Consider the following 14,946-nt stretch of genomic DNA (forward strand, 5'->3'; position numbering starts at 1 on the left):
AAGTCCCGCCATGATTTCTCGGGCGGATACATTTGACGTCATCGTCATCGGCGGCGGCCATGCCGGCTGCGAGGCTGCAAGCGCGGCTGCCCGGATGGGCGCCAAGACTGCTCTGGTGACGCACCGCTTTTCGACTATCGGTGCAATGTCTTGCAATCCCGCCATCGGAGGCCTCGGTAAGGGGCACCTGGTGCGCGAGGTCGATGCGCTCGATGGTCTGATGGGCCGTGTCGCCGATGCCGGCGGCATCCAGTTCCGGATGCTCAATCGCCGCAAGGGGCCGGCGGTCCGTGGGCCGCGGGCTCAGGCGGATCGGAAGCTTTACGCTGCTGCGATGCAGGCTGCGATCACCGAGACCGCAAACCTGAGCGTGATTGAAGGTGAAGCTGACGAACTAATTACTTCCGACGGGCGCGTGACCGGCATTCGGCTGGCTGACGGCCGGACGTTTTCGACCGGCGCCGTTGTGATTACGACCGGAACCTTTCTGCGCGGTCTGATCCACCTCGGCGAAAAGAACTGGCCCGCCGGCCGAGTCGGTGAGGCGCCGGCGATGGGGCTCTCCGCGTCCTTCGAACGGATCGGCTTTACCCTCGGACGGCTCAAGACCGGAACCCCGCCACGGCTGGATGGCAGCACGATCGACTGGTCCGCGGTCGAAATGCAGCCCGGAGACGACCCACCCGAGCCGTTTTCGGTGATGACCGACCGGATCACGACGCCGCAGATCCAGTGCGGCATCACCCGGACCACGCCGGCGACTCACGAGGTGATCCGGGCCAATGTCCATCGCTCGCCGATGTATTCCGGCCAGATCAAGAGCACCGGACCACGTTATTGTCCCTCCATCGAGGACAAGATTGTCCGTTTTGGCGATCGCGACGGCCACCAGGTCTTCCTGGAACCGGAAGGGCTCGACGACAGCACGGTCTATCCTAATGGTATTTCCACCTCGCTGCCGGAAGAGGTCCAACTCGCGATCCTCGCTAGCATTCCGGGTCTCGAGCGGGTGAAGATGGTCCGGCCCGGCTATGCGATCGAGTACGATCATGTCGATCCGCGTGAGCTCGATCCGACTTTGCAGACCAAGCGTCTTCAGGGACTGTTTCTGGCCGGTCAGATCAACGGCACCACGGGCTACGAAGAGGCGGCCGGGCAGGGCATTGTTGCCGGGCTCAACGCCGCATTGGCCGCTGGTGGCGCTGATCCGATCGTGTTCGACCGCGCTGACGGCTATCTCGGTGTCATGATTGATGACCTCGTCACCCGCGGGATCACTGAGCCCTATCGGATGTTCACCTCGCGCGCCGAATATCGGCTGACGCTGCGGGCCGATAACGCCGACCAGCGGCTCACCGACAAGGGCATCGCACTCGGATGTGTCGGGGCGGCCCGCGCGGAACGTCATCAGAGGAAGATGGCGGCGCTGGAGGCCGCGAAGGCCTTGGCGAAGTCGCTTGCGATCACGCCGAATGAAGCCGCCAAGCACGGGCTGTCGCTCAATCGCGACGGGAACCGCCGCTCCGCCTTTGAACTGCTGGCCTATCCGGAGGTCGAATGGCCTGCGGTCCGGGCGATCTGGCCCGAATTGTCGGCCATTGAGCCAGCCATCGCCGTGCATCTCGAAATCGACGCCAAATACGACGTCTATCTGAAGCGCCAGACCGCCGACGTCGACGCCTTCAGGCGCGACGAAGGGCTGGTGCTGACCGACGTCGATTATGCCGATGTGCCGGGCCTCTCGAATGAAGCGCGTGCCAAGCTGCAGAAGGCGCAGCCGCGGACGATCGGACAGGCGGGCCGGATCGACGGCATGACCCCGGCCGCATTGGGGATCCTGGCCGCCTATTTGCGTCGCGAGGCGCGTCGCAAGGCCGCGAAGGTATCCGCGTAGCCGGGCAATCTATCGCTTCCCCAGGGTGGTTTCTGGATTGCTGGGTAAGCACGACCGACATTCAAGGTATGGCTTCAGCTTCGCAATCTTCAGAGCTCCACGTCTCCTCCGGCGACAAGGCTGCGGCGCTCGCGCTGACCCCCGTTTCACGTGAAACGGAAGCTCGGCTCGATCGCTATGTCGCGCTCCTGCTGGAATGGCAGGCCAAGACCAATCTCGTCGCGCCATCGACGCTCCCCAATCTCTGGACCCGCCACATCTCTGATTCACTGCAGCTCCTGAGCTTGGCGCCATCGGCGAAGTCATGGGTCGATCTCGGCAGCGGCGGGGGCTTTCCCGGCGTGGTGCTGGCCTGCGCGCTCGCCGAGACGCCGGGGGCGTCGATTCATCTGGTTGAGCGAATCGCCAAGAAGGCGGCATTCTTGCGCGAGGCGATTCGCGTGACGGCGTCACCAGGCACAGTGCATCTCGCTGATATCGGGGATACTGTGGATAGAATCTCCGGTCCGATCGATTGCGTCACCGCGCGGGCGCTGGCTCCGTTACATCAACTCATCGGCTTTGCGGAGCCGTGGATCAAAAAGGGCGCGACGGCGCTGTTTTTGAAGGGGCAAGATGTAGAGGCCGAATTGACCGAGGCCACTAAATATTGGAATATTGAACCAAAGCTTCATTCCAGCCGTACCGGCGGACACGGCTGGATCGTCGAACTCAGGTCAATCGAGCGGCGCTAGGGGTCTCCGCGGCAGCAAGTGGTATTTTGGTATGACTGTGATGGATGAGGTTTATCAAGAGGATAGGGCGCCGCAGCCGGCCGGCCATCCACGCATCCTGTCGCTCGCCAACCAGAAGGGCGGGGTCGGCAAGACAACCACAGCGATCAACCTTGGTACGGCACTCGCGGCGATCGGTGAGCGGGTTCTGGTCGTCGATCTCGATCCGCAGGGCAACGCCTCGACCGGCCTCGGCATCGATCGCCGCAACCGCAGTTGCTCGACCTATGACGTGCTGGTCGGCGAAGCACCGCTGCGCGATGCGGTGGTTGCGACCGCGGTGCCGCGGCTGCATATCGCGCCTTCCACGATGGATCTTTCCGGCCTCGAGCTCGAGCTCGGCACCACGCCGGGCCGCGCGTTCCGGTTGCGCGACGCGATCGCGGGGCTCAACAACAACGTCTCGCCGGACGCCGACTACACCTACGTGCTGATCGACTGCCCGCCGTCGCTCAATCTGCTCACCGTGAATGCGATGGCGGCGTCGGATGCGATCCTGGTGCCGTTGCAGTGCGAGTTCTTCGCGCTCGAGGGTCTGTCGCAGTTGCTGCAGACCGTGGAGCAGGTGCGCTCGACGCTCAATCCGAACCTGTCGATCCACGGCATCGTGCTGACCATGTTCGACTCGCGCAACAACCTCTCCAACCAGGTCGTCGCCGACGTGCGCCAGTTCATGGGCAGCAAAGTCTACGACACGATGATCCCGCGCAACGTGCGCATTTCGGAGGCGCCGTCCTACGGCAAGCCGGTGCTGGTCTACGATCTCAAATGCGCCGGCAGCGAAGCCTATCTCAAGCTCGCCACCGAAGTGATCCAGCGCGAGCGCGAGCTGCGCACGCATTGAGCCATCGTTCGTAGGGTGGGCAAAGCGAAGCGTGCCCACCACCGCGAGCACGGCAAGGATTGGTGGGCACGGCGCATGCGCGCCTTTGCCCACCCTACGAGCCGATACAACTGAAGTTCTATGTCCGGAGTACTGCGCGTGAATCCAAGGGAGTCCGCTACAATGGCCGATGAAGCGCGTTCGCGACTGGGGCGCGGGCTTGCAAGCCTGATCGGGGATGTCGGCGGCGAGGCCGCGCATGTCGAGCGGCCGCGCGCGCAGCGCAAGGTGCCGATCGAATTTCTCAAGGCCAACCCGCGCAATCCGCGCCGCACCTTTGCCGATACCGAGCTCGGCGAGCTCGCCGATTCGATCAAGCAGCGCGGCGTGATCCAGCCGATCGTGGTGCGCGCGATCAAGGGCGTGCAGGACCGCTACGAGATCATCGCCGGCGAGCGCCGCTGGCGCGCCTCGCAACTCGCCGGCCTGCACGAAGTGCCGATCGTTCCGGTCGAGGTCAACGATTCCGATGCGCTCGAGATCATGATCATCGAGAACGTCCAGCGCGAGGATCTCAACGCGATGGAGGAGGCGCAGGGCTATCACGCGCTCGCCGACGAGTTCAAACGCAGCCAGGAAGATATCGCCAAGATCGTCGGCAAGAGCCGTAGCCACGTCGCCAACATGATGCGGCTGACCAAGCTGCCTGCCGAGGTGCAGGCGCTGATCGCCAAGGGCGATCTCTCCGCCGGCCACGCCCGCGCGCTGATCGGCGTGCCCGATCCGCTCACGGCGGCGAAGCGCATCGTCGCCGAAGGTCTCAACGTCCGCCAGGCCGAGGCGCTGGCGCATGAGGAGGGCGTGCCGGAGCGCAAGCCGCAAAAGCCGCGTGCCAGCGCGGCCGCCAAGGCCAGCAAGGATGCCGACACCCTGGCGCTGGAGAAGCGTGTCAGCGACGCGCTCGGCCTTGCCGTCACCGTCAATCATCGCGATCCCGGCGGCACCGTCCAGATCAACTACCGCAATCTCGAACAGCTCGACGAGGTGGTGCGGCGGCTGGAAGGCGGTTAGTCGCATAAAGCTCTTTCCGTCATTGCGAGCGGAGCGAAGCAATCCATGGTCCCGCGTAGGCGGATCGATGGATTGCTTCGTCGCTTCAGCGCAAAATTGCTTTGCAATTTTGTCGCGAGCTCCTCGCAATGACAATCACCCCCGCCGCTTCGCGTTTGCCGCGATCGACAGCAGCGCGCGTTGTCCGATCACGGCGGCAAGAGTAGCCTGCTTGCGCATCTCGAGCGCGGCGGTCGCAAGCTGCTCGATCACCGTCACCAGCCGCGGCGGGCTGAAATTGCGCAGCGCGATCTCGACCGCAGCCTTGCGCGAGAAGTGCAGCCGCGGAAATCCGCCTTCGAGCACAGCGCTGACAGGCGTGCCCTCGGCAACCGCGAGCGCGGACTTGTGCAGCCACGCCGCATGGCGCTGCGCGGCCGAGATGATCACGCCGGGATAGGTACCGGCGACCATCGCCTTGGCGAACTCGCTCTCGACCAGCGCGGCATTGCCGGCAAACGCGCCGTCGACGATCGGATCGAGCTTCAGCTCGGAGGCGTCGGAGACGACGGTCATCACGTCGTCGAGCGTGATCTCACCCTTGCCGTGCGCGAACAGAGCGAGCTTGCGCAGCTCGTTGCGCGAGGCCTGGCGGTCGCCGCCGAGCAGCGACATCAGCACCGCGCGTGCATCCGGCGCCAGCCGCAAACTGGAGATGCGCAGCTCGTCCTCGATCAGCTTGGTCAGATCGCGCTCGGTGTCGGGATAGCAGGCGATCGCGACCGCGTTCTTGGCGCGCTCGCAGGCCTTGCGCAGCGGCGACTCCGGCCGCAGCTCGCCGGCCTCGATCACGATGCGGCAATCTTTCAGCGGCGAATCGGCCAGCGTATCGACGCCGCTGGCAAAATTGCGCGAGCCGGCCCGGACGCGGATGGCGCGGCGGCCGCCGAACAGCGGCACCGTCATCGCTTCGTCGACCAGCCGCGACGGCTCGGCGGCGAGCTCGTCGCCATCGAGCCGCACCAGCGAGAACGGATCGTTGGGATCGTCGACCGCCGACGCCATCAGTGCGTCGGCGCGCTCGCGCACCAGGCCCGCGTCCGGCCCGTACAGCAGGATGATCGGGCGGCCGGCGTCGGGCCGGGCGAGAAAGCTATCGATCTCTTTTCCGCGAAGCGCGACCAATGCGGTGATCAGGTTCCGGCCGAGAAGAACGACGCCAGCCGGGTCTGGATGTTGTCGGCGATCTCCTGCGCGGCGCGATCCTCGGCGTCGCGGAAGGCGCGCGAGCGGGCGAAGCGCTGATAGGAACCGGGCATATCATAGGACACGCGCGAGAACGTCGTGCCGGTCATCACCGACTTGTTGGAGGCGATCTCGATCAGGTTGAACTGCGCGTCGATGCCGTAGTTCTCGCTGGTCGGCAGCGCGGTGGCCGGGTCGATCATCAGCGAGGAGCGGCTGGTGGTGAACCTCAGGACAAGCCGATGGGTCGGCGGCATGCCGGTGGCGTTGCCATAAAGCTTGAAGGCGAGCGCGTTGCGGATCTCGACGCCGACCCGCGCCTCGCGCGAGGCGTTCGGCTTGTCGACCGGCGGAATCTCGACGCCCATCAGCTTTTCGCGCAGGTCCGGCGTCCCGTCGGAATGCTCGGCATACATCGGGCGAAAGCAGCCGGCCGTCAGCGCGGCCAACGCAGCCACGGCAATCAACCGGGCAGCGATTCTGATCCTAGCCGACGACATTCACGATCCTCATGGGCACTACGATCACCTTGCGGACGGGTTTGCCGCCCAGGGCGACTTTTACCGCATCGAGCGCCAAAACGGCAGCCTCTATATCCGCATTTTGGGCGGTGCGTGGCACAGTAACATCACCCCGCTTCTTGCCGTTGACCTGGACGACCAGGGTCACGCTGTCTTCAACCAGCAAATCGCGCTCGATTTGAGGCCAACCGGCCTCCGATACCAGCCCGCTCTGGCCCAATACCGCCCAGCACTCCTCGGCCAGATGCGGCATCATCGGCGAGAACAGATGGACCAGGATTGTGGCGGCCTCCTTGACGGCCCAGGCAAGGTCAGGCGCCGGCTTGCCCCCCTTCGCCAATACCTCGGACAGCGCATTGGCGAATTCTCGGATATGGGCGAGGCAGACGTTGAAGTGCAGCCGCTCGATGCCCGACGAGACCTTGTCGAGCGCACCATGCGCCGCCTTGCGCAAGCCGAGCGCTTCGGGCCCGAAGGTCGCCGGCCGCGCCGCCGGCGCGGACTTCGCGATCTCGGCCGATTCGTTCACCAGCCGCCACAGCCGCTGCACGAAGCGCGAGGCGCCCTGCACGCGCTCGTCGCTCCAGATCACATCGCGGTCCGGCGGCGAGTCCGACAGCATGAACCAGCGGGCGACGTCGGCGCCGTAGCTTGCGATAATGTCGTCGGGGTCGACGGTGTTCTTCTTCGACTTCGACATCTTCTCGATCGGACCGATCTCGATGTCCTCGCCGGTCGCCATCAATACCGCGCGGCGGCCGTTGCCGCCGATCTCGACCTTCACCTCGGCCGGCGTGACATAGGTGCCGTCGGCCTTCTGGTAGGTCTCGTGCACCACCATGCCCTGGGTGAACATGCCGGCAAACGGCTCCTTCATGTCGATGTGGCCGGTCGCCTTCATCGCGCGGGTGAAGAAGCGGCTATAGAGCAGATGCAGGATCGCGTGCTCGACGCCGCCGATATACTGGTCGACCGGCATCATCCGGTTGGCGACTGCCGGCGTGGTCGGCGCGGTCTCATTCCAGGGATCGGTGAAGCGCGCGAAGTACCAGGACGAGTCGACGAAGGTGTCCATCGTGTCGGTTTCGCGCACCGCCTTGCCGCCGCATTGCGGGCAGGTGACGTGCTTCCAGGTCGGGTGATGGTCGAGCGCGTTGCCCGGCTTGTCGAAGGTCACATCCTCCGGCAGCGTCACCGGCAACTGGTCGTCGGGCACCGGCACCACGTCGCACTTGGGACAATGGATCACCGGGATCGGACAGCCCCAGTAGCGCTGCCGTGATATGCCCCAGTCGCGCAGGCGGAAGTTGACCTGCCGCTCGCCGACTGGTGCGTTGCCGCGCACTTCGCCTTCCAGGCGCTTGGCAACCTCTTCCTTGGCCTCTTCGATGGTCATGCCGTCGAGGAAGCGCGAATTGATCATGCGGCCATCGCCGTCATAGGCGGTGTCGGTGATGACAAATGTCTTCGGGTCCTGGCCCTCGGGGCAGACCACCGGCGTGTTGCCGAGGTTGTACTTGTTGACGAAGTCGAGGTCGCGCTGGTCGTGCGCCGGGCAGCCGAAGATCGCGCCGGTGCCGTATTCCATCAGCACGAAGTTCGCGACATAGACGGGCAGCTTCCAGTTCGGATCGAACGGATGGACCGCCTTGATGCCGGTGTCGAAACCCTGCTTCTCGGCGGTGTCGATGATCTCCTGCGCGGTGCCGATCTTCTTGATCTCGGAAATGAACTCGGCAAGCTTCGGGTTCTTCGCGGCCGCGGCCTGCGCCAGCGGATGATCGGCGGAGATCGCCATGAACTTGGCGCCGAACAGCGTGTCCGGCCGCGTGGTGAAAATCTTCAGCTCGGTCTCGCCGGCCGGCGTGGTTGCCGCATCCAGCGCAAAGCGGATCAAGAGGCCCTCGGAGCGGCCGATCCAGTTGCGCTGCATCAGCCGCACCTTGTCGGGCCAGCGGTCCAGCCCGTCGAGCGCGTCCAGCAGCTCTTGCGAGTATTTGGTGATCTTGAAGACCCACTGGCTCATCTCGCGCTGCTCGACGATGGCGCCGGAGCGCCAGCCGCGGCCGTCGATCACCTGCTCGTTGGCGAGCACGGTCATGTCGACCGGATCCCAATTGAGCTTGCGCTTCTCGCGCTCGGCGAGGCCGGCGCGGAGCATGTCCAGGAACATCTTCTGCTGATGCTTGTAGTAAGAGGGATCGCAGGTCGCGAACTCCCGGTTCCAGTCGAGCGACAGCCCGATCGACTTGAGCTGCTTCTTCATCGCGGCGATGTTGTCGTAGGTCCAGGCCTTCGGCGCCACCTTGCGCTCGATCGCGGCGTTCTCGGCCGGCAGGCCGAACGCATCCCAGCCCATCGGGTGCAGTACATTGAAGCCCTTGGCGCGCATGTAGCGCGCCAGCACGTCGCCCAGCGTGTAGTTCCTGACGTGTCCGATATGGATGCGCCCGGATGGATAGGGAAACATCTCGAGCACGTAGTATTTCGGCCGCGTATCGTCGTTCTTCGAGGCGAAGATCGCCTTCTCATCCCAGGTGGCTTGCCAGCGGGGTTCGGATTCACGGGCGTTGTAGCGTTCAGAGGTCATGAAATCGCAGGGCTTTGGGTGGTTTTCGGGTCCCATCGAAGGACGGCGGACTAGGCCACAAAAACGCCCACGGGGTCAACGGTTTGGGTCCTGTCAAATGCTCATCCCTCGCGGCCTGGCCCTGCCGTCGCCGCGGGGGAGGATGGGGGTTAGTTGCGGCATCCCGCAATTGCGTGCCTTGGGCACCCTCAAGGAACTTGCTCGGTGTCGTCACCCGCGAAGGCGGGTGATCCAGTATGCCAGAAACGCCGGTGCTGGAGCCGAGAGGCCGCGGCTTGCTCCATCGCGTCGTCCCGGCCTGGTGCTCCGAGGCACAGCTCAACTCGCCAGCGCCATCCCAGCCTCGTCGAGCTTCTGTAAGAAGCCATGCTCGACCACCGCGTTGCGGCCGCCGCGCTTCGCGGCATAGAGCGCGGCGTCGGCGGCTTCGATCAGATCGCCGGGACGGAGGGTGTCGTTCGGCTTCGTCGTCGCGACGCCGACACTGACGGTGACGATGGCATGGCTTGAGGTCGAGTGCGGCACCGCAAGCCCGAGAATGGCTGTGCGCACGGTCTCGCCGACCGCGAGCGCACGCGCGGCATCGGTGTTCGGCAGCAGCAGGCAGAATTCCTCGCCGCCGTAGCGGCCGGCAAAGCCCATCGTGTCGGCGGCGATGCCGGACAGCGTTTCGCCGATCCTGGTGAGGCAGGTGTCGCCTTCGGGATGACCGTAGGTGTCGTTGTAGAGCTTGAAGTGATCGACATCGATCATCAGGAGCGAGAGCGCGCAGTCATATTGCTGCGACTTCATCCACTCGAAGTCGAGCCGGCTCTGGAAGCCGCGCCGGTTGGCAAGGCCCGACAAGGCGTCGATCGAGGCCATCACCGTGAGGCGATCGTTGGATGCAAGGAGCTCGCGCTCGCGCTGGCTGAGCTGCGCGGCCATCGCATTGAAGGCGCGCGCCAGTGGAACGAACTCCGACGGCAGCTTGTGCTTGGCGACGCGCGCCGACCAATCGCCCTCCCCGAACCGGCGCGCCATGCTGGTCATCACTTCGATCGGCTTGATGATCAGCTTTTCTGCGCCGACGAGAGCACCCAACAAAACGAACAGGCAGACGAAGCCGAGCTGCAGATAGGCGGTGCGAATCTCGCGGTTGATCGCCGCCGTCACCTTGGCTTCATCCATGCTCACAATCAGCCGTGACTGCGTTCCGGCGATGCGAGCGAAGCTCAGCGTGCGCTGCGCGCCGTCAGACGCCGTGAACGACACCGAGCCCGAAGGCTCGTCGTAGCTCAGCGCCTTCTCCGCGATCGCTGACATCAGTGGAACGGTGTCGAGCGAGCGGCCGACCAGGCTCGCATGGTCCGGTGGTGCGGCGATCACGACGCCGGTGCTGTCGACCAGCACCGCCGACATGCCCGGCTGTCCGCCGAGATTGCCCATGATTTGCGACAGCCAGTCGATGTTGATGCCGGCGACGACGACGGCATCCTCCTCTGGGTTGATCGCGGCGACCGGATAGGCGGCCATCATCATCGCACGGCCGTTGGTCTTGCCGAACAAATAATCGCTGAAGACGAAGCCGCGTGTGTCCTGCGCCTTCTTGAAATAGTCGCGGTCGCCGAGATTGATCCCGACCTGGGCATTGAGCGTGGAACATTGCACGACGCCGTCACGGGACGCGAACATGATGCTGCGGATCCATGGCAGGACCGTCGGCAGGCTGGCGCGCAGCACCTCGCAGCTCCGCGCGATGCCGCCGGAAGCTCGGATATAGGCGGCCGACTTCAGCATGGTCTCGACAGAGGAAACCACCTCGCGCTGGGTTTCGGCGGCATGGCTGGTCAGATTGGCGTAGACTTGCGCCGCCTGCGCGATCTGCTTGGTGCGGAATGCGTTCAGCGTACCGACTCGATCGAGCATCAGGGGAACGACCAGGAGCATCGCAAGCAAAGCCAGCCGGGCACGAATGCCCAGAAGCTTCTTGAGTTTCACCCGGTTGCGGTTGAAAATCGTGCGCGACATTTTTCCCTTGCCCGGCGCCAAGGTAGAATGAAGGGCTTCAAAAAGCCTTTCCCGAATTTGGTAAAATTCGACCCAACCCCCCGGTCCGTCAGAAAACGATACAAACATGCCGCAAAGCCCGACCACGCCGTTAACAGCTCATTCACCAAACGGCCTCGCCGCCGTCGAGCAGGAGGTCGTGCGCGCGTGCAAAGAAGCGCGCCGTGATCGCGCCTCGGTGACGCTGATCGCGGTGTCGAAGACGTTCGCGGCCGACGCCATTTCACCCATCATCGATGCGGGACAGCGTGTGTTCGGCGAAAATCGCGTGCAGGAGGCGAAGGGCAAGTGGCCGGCATTGATGCAGTCCAATCCCGGACTGGCGCTGCATCTGATCGGACCCTTGCAGTCGAACAAGGCCAAGGAGGCCGTTGCGCTGTTCGATGCGATCCACTCGGTCGATCGCGTGAGCATTTGCGAAGCATTAGCCAAGGAAATCAAATCCCAGCACAAGCAGCCGGCATTGTTCGTGCAGATCAACACCGGCGAGGAGCCGCAGAAAGCCGGTGTCGCACCGCACGACGCCGATGCGTTCATCGCCGCGTGCCGCGAGAAGTACGGTTTGCAGATCTCGGGGCTGATGTGCATTCCGCCGGTCGACCAGGCGCCGGCGCCGCATTTCGCGCTCTGCGCCAAGATCGCCGCGCGCAACGGGTTGAAGAATCTCTCGATGGGAATGAGCGCAGATTTCGCGGTGGCAATCCAGATGGGCGCCACCCATGTGCGCGTGGGCTCGGCGATTTTTGGGGCGCGGACGGTGCCGCATCCATAGCCGTCGTCCCTGCGAAAGCAGGGACCCATACTCCGCGGCCATCGCAAAGGGCACGCGATTAGATCAGCGCGCAACAATCAAGTTCGGTGGTTATGGGTCCCTGCTTTCGCAGGGACGACGTCGTGTGTGCGGTGAGCGCCTTGGCCTACGCGAACTTCACCGATACTTTTCCGAGCACACCAAAATCTGCCGCGAAGACATCACCGGCTGCAATCGGCAGCGGCGAGTGGCAGGTGCCGGTGGTGACCACCTCCCCTGCCCGCAACGTCAGCCCGAGGCCGCGCAGTTCGTTGGCGCACCATGCCAGCGCCACGCGGGGATCGCCGAGCACGTTCTTGCCGTGCCCGGTGTAGTGCTGACCACGCAGCGTGATGGTCGGCCGCTCCTCGATCAGATCCATCGCGCGCCAGTTGGCTAACGTAGCAGGTCCGAGCACGAATAGATGCGCGCAGGCATTGTCGGCGATCAACTGCGCCTCGCTGGCTATGGTGAAATCGGCGAAGCGCGAATCCGGAATCTCGATTGCGGGATGCAGCGTGCCGACCGCGTCGAGCACCTCCTGCACGCTGTAGGGCGCCGCACGCGGCGGCAGATCGCGCGCCATCCGGAAGGCGAATTCAGGCTCGCCGACGCGCATCTCGTTGCCCGTCATCGATGCCGTGCCGCCATCGGCGATTACAGTCTCGGCGAGGATGCGCCCGGCCAAGGGGCCCGCGACGTTGATGTGCTTCTGGCCGGCCTCGCTGGTTGCCGCGATCTTCCAGCCGAACAGTTTTTCGCGCGAGGTCTTCTCCAGCGCGGCCTGCACGGCGTAACCCTCGGCACGGTCGCGCGGCCGGATCGCGCTGTCGAGCGCGCCGAGCTTGGTGCCGGCGCGCCAGCGTTGGTGCAGCATCCTTGATGCGGTGGCGATTTGATCGGCGTCGAGCATTGTCGAATTCCTGAGTAGAGCAATCGTGTTGGCTGCTACCCCTCATCCTGAGGAGCCGCGGAGCGGCGTCTCGAAGGATGTAGGCCGCAGACGGGGCCTCATGGTTCGAGACGCGCTGCGCGCTCCTCACCATGAGGATAGATGGTAGACTACCCAATGATGATCTTCGTCCGCGGACTCATCCGCCGCAACAGACGCAGCATCGATGACTTCGTCATCGAGACGCAGCCGGCGGTCGGTGAGAAATTGGGGCGCGCCAGGTGCAGGAACACCGCGCTGCCACGGCCGGCGATGCGCGGCGCGGCGTTATGGTCGATTTCGACAATGAAGTCGTAGAGGTGATCCGCGCGGGTCAGGCGGTCGCCGGGCTCCGCGCCGTCGAGGCGGATCGGCTGGTTGTAGTGACGATCCCGGGGATCCTCGCACCAGGCATCCTCGGGGCGGATCGCCCGGGTCGGCAGAAAGGTCTTCGGCCGCCCGTGGCGGTCGGCGCGCCACCACAGCCGCCGGGGATGAAAGACGCCGCGCGGCGTGCCGCCGTCGCCCTCGCGCTTGTTGGCCAGAATGCCGCCGCGTCCGAGCGCGACCGGCACCGTCCAGCCATCCGCGCTCAGCCAGCCCCGGCGCGGGTCTCCGGCGCCGCGATGGACGTGAATGGCGGAGAGTGGGCGATCACGTGCGTCTGTCATATAAGTGATTGAAATAGCTCGCCTTCCCTTAAGAATCATTCCAATCCAAACTTGCCTTGGCAGCCCCAATTGATCTATCTGGCAGGGTTACAGGACATTCACCTCCCGCTTGCCGGTTTTGCGATAAACTACCCTTGCCTTGTGAATCGGTAACAATCGCCTACCTGAACCCATATCTACCCCAAGTCTCGGCCATGAGCTCCCCCGCTTCTGTCCGCCCCGCCGCCCCCGAAGGATTGTACCAATGGCCAATGCCCGCAAGATCTTGATCGTGGATGACGATACCGATCTGCGCGATACGCTGGTCGAGCAACTGTCGCTGCACGAGGAATTCGAGGCCTCCGCAGTCGATACCGGCGCCAAGGGCGCCAGCGCCGCCAAAGCCAATTCCCCCGATCTGGTCCTGATGGATGTCGGCCTGCCGGACACGGACGGCCGCGAGGTGGTGCGCTCGTTACGCAAGGGCGGCTTCAAGGCCCCGATCATCATGCTGACCGGCCACGACACCGATTCGGACACCATCCTGGGCCTGGAATCCGGCGCCAATGATTACGTGGCAAAGCCGTTTCGATTTGCGGTGCTGCTGGCCCGGATCCGGGCGCAGCTTCGCCAGCACGAGGCCAGCGAGGACGCGGTGTTCTCGGTCGGCCCCTACTCGTTCCGGCCCGGCTCCAAGATGCTCACCGGCGCCAATGCCAAGAAGGTGCGGCTGACCGAGAAGGAGACCGCGATCCTCCGCTTCCTCTACCGCGCCGGCCAGATGCCGGTGTCGCGCGAAACCCTGCTGCAGGAGGTCTGGGGCTACAATTCCGGTGTCACCACCCACACGCTGGAAACCCACATCTACCGCCTGCGCCAGAAGATCGAGAAGGATGCTGCCAATCCTGAAATCCTGGTCACCGAAGCCGGTGGCTACAAGCTGGTGCCGTGATACGCTTTGCGCTTGACGATTCGTGAAATCGAGGCGCACTCCGGTTCCCGTCCCTGAATGTCGATCGATGATGATGTAGCCCTGCTCGAGCGGGTCCCGACGATGCGTCTGTTGGGTGGCACCTCCTTGCGCATGCTCGCGATCGGCTCCGAGCAACGCGATTTCGAAGACGGTGACGTGCTGTTCAAGGCAGGCGATGCGGCCGATGCCGGCTATGTCGTGCAGAGCGGGACGTTCCGCGTCGAAGAAGGCGGTGCCGAGATCGTCGCCGGCCCCGGCGCGCTGATCGGCGAGCTCGCGCTGATTGTGGCGATGAAGCGACCTTCGACCGCAACCGCGCGCGAACGCGCTTCCGTGATTCGTATTGCACGCAGCCTGTTCCAGCGCGTGCTGGAAAGCGACCCTGCCGCCGCGCGACGGCTGCGCGACGACCTCGCCGCACGCACCAGCCAGCTCGCGAGCGATATCCTGATGGCGGGCGCCAAGCTGAATACGTAGCTGGTGAAATTGAACGACGGCCGTGCCGTATGCTCCACCTCTCCCCTTGCGGGAGAGGTCGGATTGCATCGTGAGATGCAATCCGGGTGAGGGGTTCAGGTCTGTCGGCGAGCGCGCGTCCCTCGATAGACCGCGACGCCTCACCCGGATCACATGTCGCTTCGCTCCATGCGATCCGGC

General features: G+C 64.4%; 13 protein-coding genes. 7 read left to right on the forward strand and 6 right to left on the reverse strand.

What is annotated here, in order from left to right:
• Positions 1–10 precede the first annotated feature (10 nt).
• From mnmG to P6U25_RS00985, 4 genes are all read left to right on the forward strand, one after another.
• On the forward strand, positions 11–1,894 hold the full coding sequence (mnmG, locus tag P6U25_RS00970) for a tRNA uridine-5-carboxymethylaminomethyl(34) synthesis enzyme MnmG (RefSeq protein WP_407149580.1): 1,884 nt from the start codon (positions 11–13) through the stop codon (positions 1,892–1,894).
• A 68-nt stretch (positions 1,895–1,962) separates the two neighbouring features.
• A complete protein-coding gene (gene rsmG / locus P6U25_RS00975; protein ID WP_407149581.1) occupies positions 1,963–2,628 on the forward strand; it encodes a 16S rRNA (guanine(527)-N(7))-methyltransferase RsmG in 666 nt (221 codons plus the stop codon).
• A 31-nt stretch (positions 2,629–2,659) separates the two neighbouring features.
• Positions 2,660–3,511: a ParA family protein gene (locus P6U25_RS00980; protein WP_407149582.1), complete on the forward strand. Its 852-nt coding sequence runs from the start codon at positions 2,660–2,662 to the stop codon at positions 3,509–3,511.
• A gap of 162 nt (positions 3,512–3,673) precedes the next feature.
• Positions 3,674–4,561: a ParB/RepB/Spo0J family partition protein gene (locus tag P6U25_RS00985; RefSeq protein ID WP_407149583.1), complete on the forward strand. Its 888-nt coding sequence runs from the start codon at positions 3,674–3,676 to the stop codon at positions 4,559–4,561.
• 135 nt (positions 4,562–4,696) lie between these two features.
• Here P6U25_RS00985 and holA read toward each other — a convergent pair whose 3' ends face one another.
• The 4 genes from holA to P6U25_RS01005 form a co-directional block, all read right to left on the reverse strand.
• A complete protein-coding gene (holA, locus tag P6U25_RS00990; RefSeq protein ID WP_407149584.1) occupies positions 4,697–5,725 on the reverse strand; it encodes a DNA polymerase III subunit delta in 1,029 nt (342 codons plus the stop codon).
• Between the two features lie 8 nt (positions 5,726–5,733).
• Positions 5,734–6,285, reverse strand: a complete 552-nt coding sequence (gene lptE, locus P6U25_RS00995) for an LPS assembly lipoprotein LptE (protein ID WP_407149585.1) — start codon at positions 6,283–6,285, stop codon at positions 5,734–5,736.
• Entirely contained in the window at positions 6,272–8,896 is a 2,625-nt protein-coding gene (gene leuS / locus P6U25_RS01000) for a leucine--tRNA ligase (RefSeq protein ID WP_407149586.1), read from the reverse strand. The genes lptE and leuS overlap by 14 nt, the downstream gene beginning before the upstream one ends.
• A gap of 318 nt (positions 8,897–9,214) precedes the next feature.
• Complete coding sequence (locus P6U25_RS01005) at positions 9,215–10,906, reverse strand: diguanylate cyclase domain-containing protein (protein WP_407149587.1); 1,692 nt, start codon at positions 10,904–10,906, stop codon at positions 9,215–9,217.
• A 106-nt stretch (positions 10,907–11,012) separates the two neighbouring features.
• On the opposite strand from P6U25_RS01005, the gene P6U25_RS01010 reads away from it, so the two are divergent.
• A complete protein-coding gene (locus tag P6U25_RS01010) occupies positions 11,013–11,717 on the forward strand; it encodes a YggS family pyridoxal phosphate-dependent enzyme (protein WP_407149588.1) in 705 nt (234 codons plus the stop codon).
• 145 nt (positions 11,718–11,862) lie between these two features.
• On the opposite strand, the gene P6U25_RS01015 is transcribed toward P6U25_RS01010, so the two are convergent.
• Complete coding sequence (locus P6U25_RS01015) at positions 11,863–12,648, reverse strand: 2-keto-4-pentenoate hydratase (RefSeq protein WP_407149589.1); 786 nt, start codon at positions 12,646–12,648, stop codon at positions 11,863–11,865.
• Between the two features lie 149 nt (positions 12,649–12,797).
• Entirely contained in the window at positions 12,798–13,337 is a 540-nt protein-coding gene (locus P6U25_RS01020) for a L,D-transpeptidase (RefSeq protein ID WP_407149590.1), read from the reverse strand.
• 244 nt (positions 13,338–13,581) lie between these two features.
• Between P6U25_RS01020 and P6U25_RS01025 the strand changes: the two genes are divergently transcribed.
• Together P6U25_RS01025 and P6U25_RS01030 are read left to right on the forward strand one after the other, a co-directional pair.
• A complete protein-coding gene (locus P6U25_RS01025) occupies positions 13,582–14,268 on the forward strand; it encodes a response regulator transcription factor (protein ID WP_280974802.1) in 687 nt (228 codons plus the stop codon).
• Between the two features lie 57 nt (positions 14,269–14,325).
• On the forward strand, positions 14,326–14,766 hold the full coding sequence (locus P6U25_RS01030) for a cyclic nucleotide-binding domain-containing protein (RefSeq protein WP_407149591.1): 441 nt from the start codon (positions 14,326–14,328) through the stop codon (positions 14,764–14,766).
• Positions 14,767–14,946 lie beyond the last annotated feature (180 nt).

The sequence above is a fragment of the Bradyrhizobium sp. ORS 86 genome, assembly GCF_045571475.1.
Classification (GTDB): domain Bacteria; phylum Pseudomonadota; class Alphaproteobacteria; order Rhizobiales; family Xanthobacteraceae; genus Bradyrhizobium.

Excerpts from the sequence above, each read along its gene's own strand:
- P6U25_RS01005 (WP_407149587.1), bottom strand. The coding sequence starts at position 10,906 with ATGTCGCGCACGATTTTCAACCGCAACCGGGTGAAACTCAAGAAGCTT.
- P6U25_RS01010 (WP_407149588.1), top strand. The coding sequence starts at position 11,013 with ATGCCGCAAAGCCCGACCACGCCGTTAACAGCTCATTCACCAAACGGC.
- mnmG (WP_407149580.1), top strand. The coding sequence starts at position 11 with ATGATTTCTCGGGCGGATACATTTGACGTCATCGTCATCGGCGGCGGC.
- P6U25_RS01025 (WP_280974802.1), top strand. The coding sequence starts at position 13,582 with ATGGCCAATGCCCGCAAGATCTTGATCGTGGATGACGATACCGATCTG.
- P6U25_RS01015 (WP_407149589.1), bottom strand. The coding sequence starts at position 12,648 with ATGCTCGACGCCGATCAAATCGCCACCGCATCAAGGATGCTGCACCAA.
- rsmG (WP_407149581.1), top strand. The coding sequence starts at position 1,963 with ATGGCTTCAGCTTCGCAATCTTCAGAGCTCCACGTCTCCTCCGGCGAC.
- lptE (WP_407149585.1), bottom strand. The coding sequence starts at position 6,285 with ATGTCGTCGGCTAGGATCAGAATCGCTGCCCGGTTGATTGCCGTGGCT.
- P6U25_RS00985 (WP_407149583.1), top strand. The coding sequence starts at position 3,674 with ATGGCCGATGAAGCGCGTTCGCGACTGGGGCGCGGGCTTGCAAGCCTG.
- P6U25_RS01020 (WP_407149590.1), bottom strand. The coding sequence starts at position 13,337 with ATGACAGACGCACGTGATCGCCCACTCTCCGCCATTCACGTCCATCGC.
- P6U25_RS00980 (WP_407149582.1), top strand. The coding sequence starts at position 2,660 with ATGACTGTGATGGATGAGGTTTATCAAGAGGATAGGGCGCCGCAGCCG.
- P6U25_RS01030 (WP_407149591.1), top strand. The coding sequence starts at position 14,326 with ATGTCGATCGATGATGATGTAGCCCTGCTCGAGCGGGTCCCGACGATG.
- leuS (WP_407149586.1), bottom strand. The coding sequence starts at position 8,896 with ATGACCTCTGAACGCTACAACGCCCGTGAATCCGAACCCCGCTGGCAA.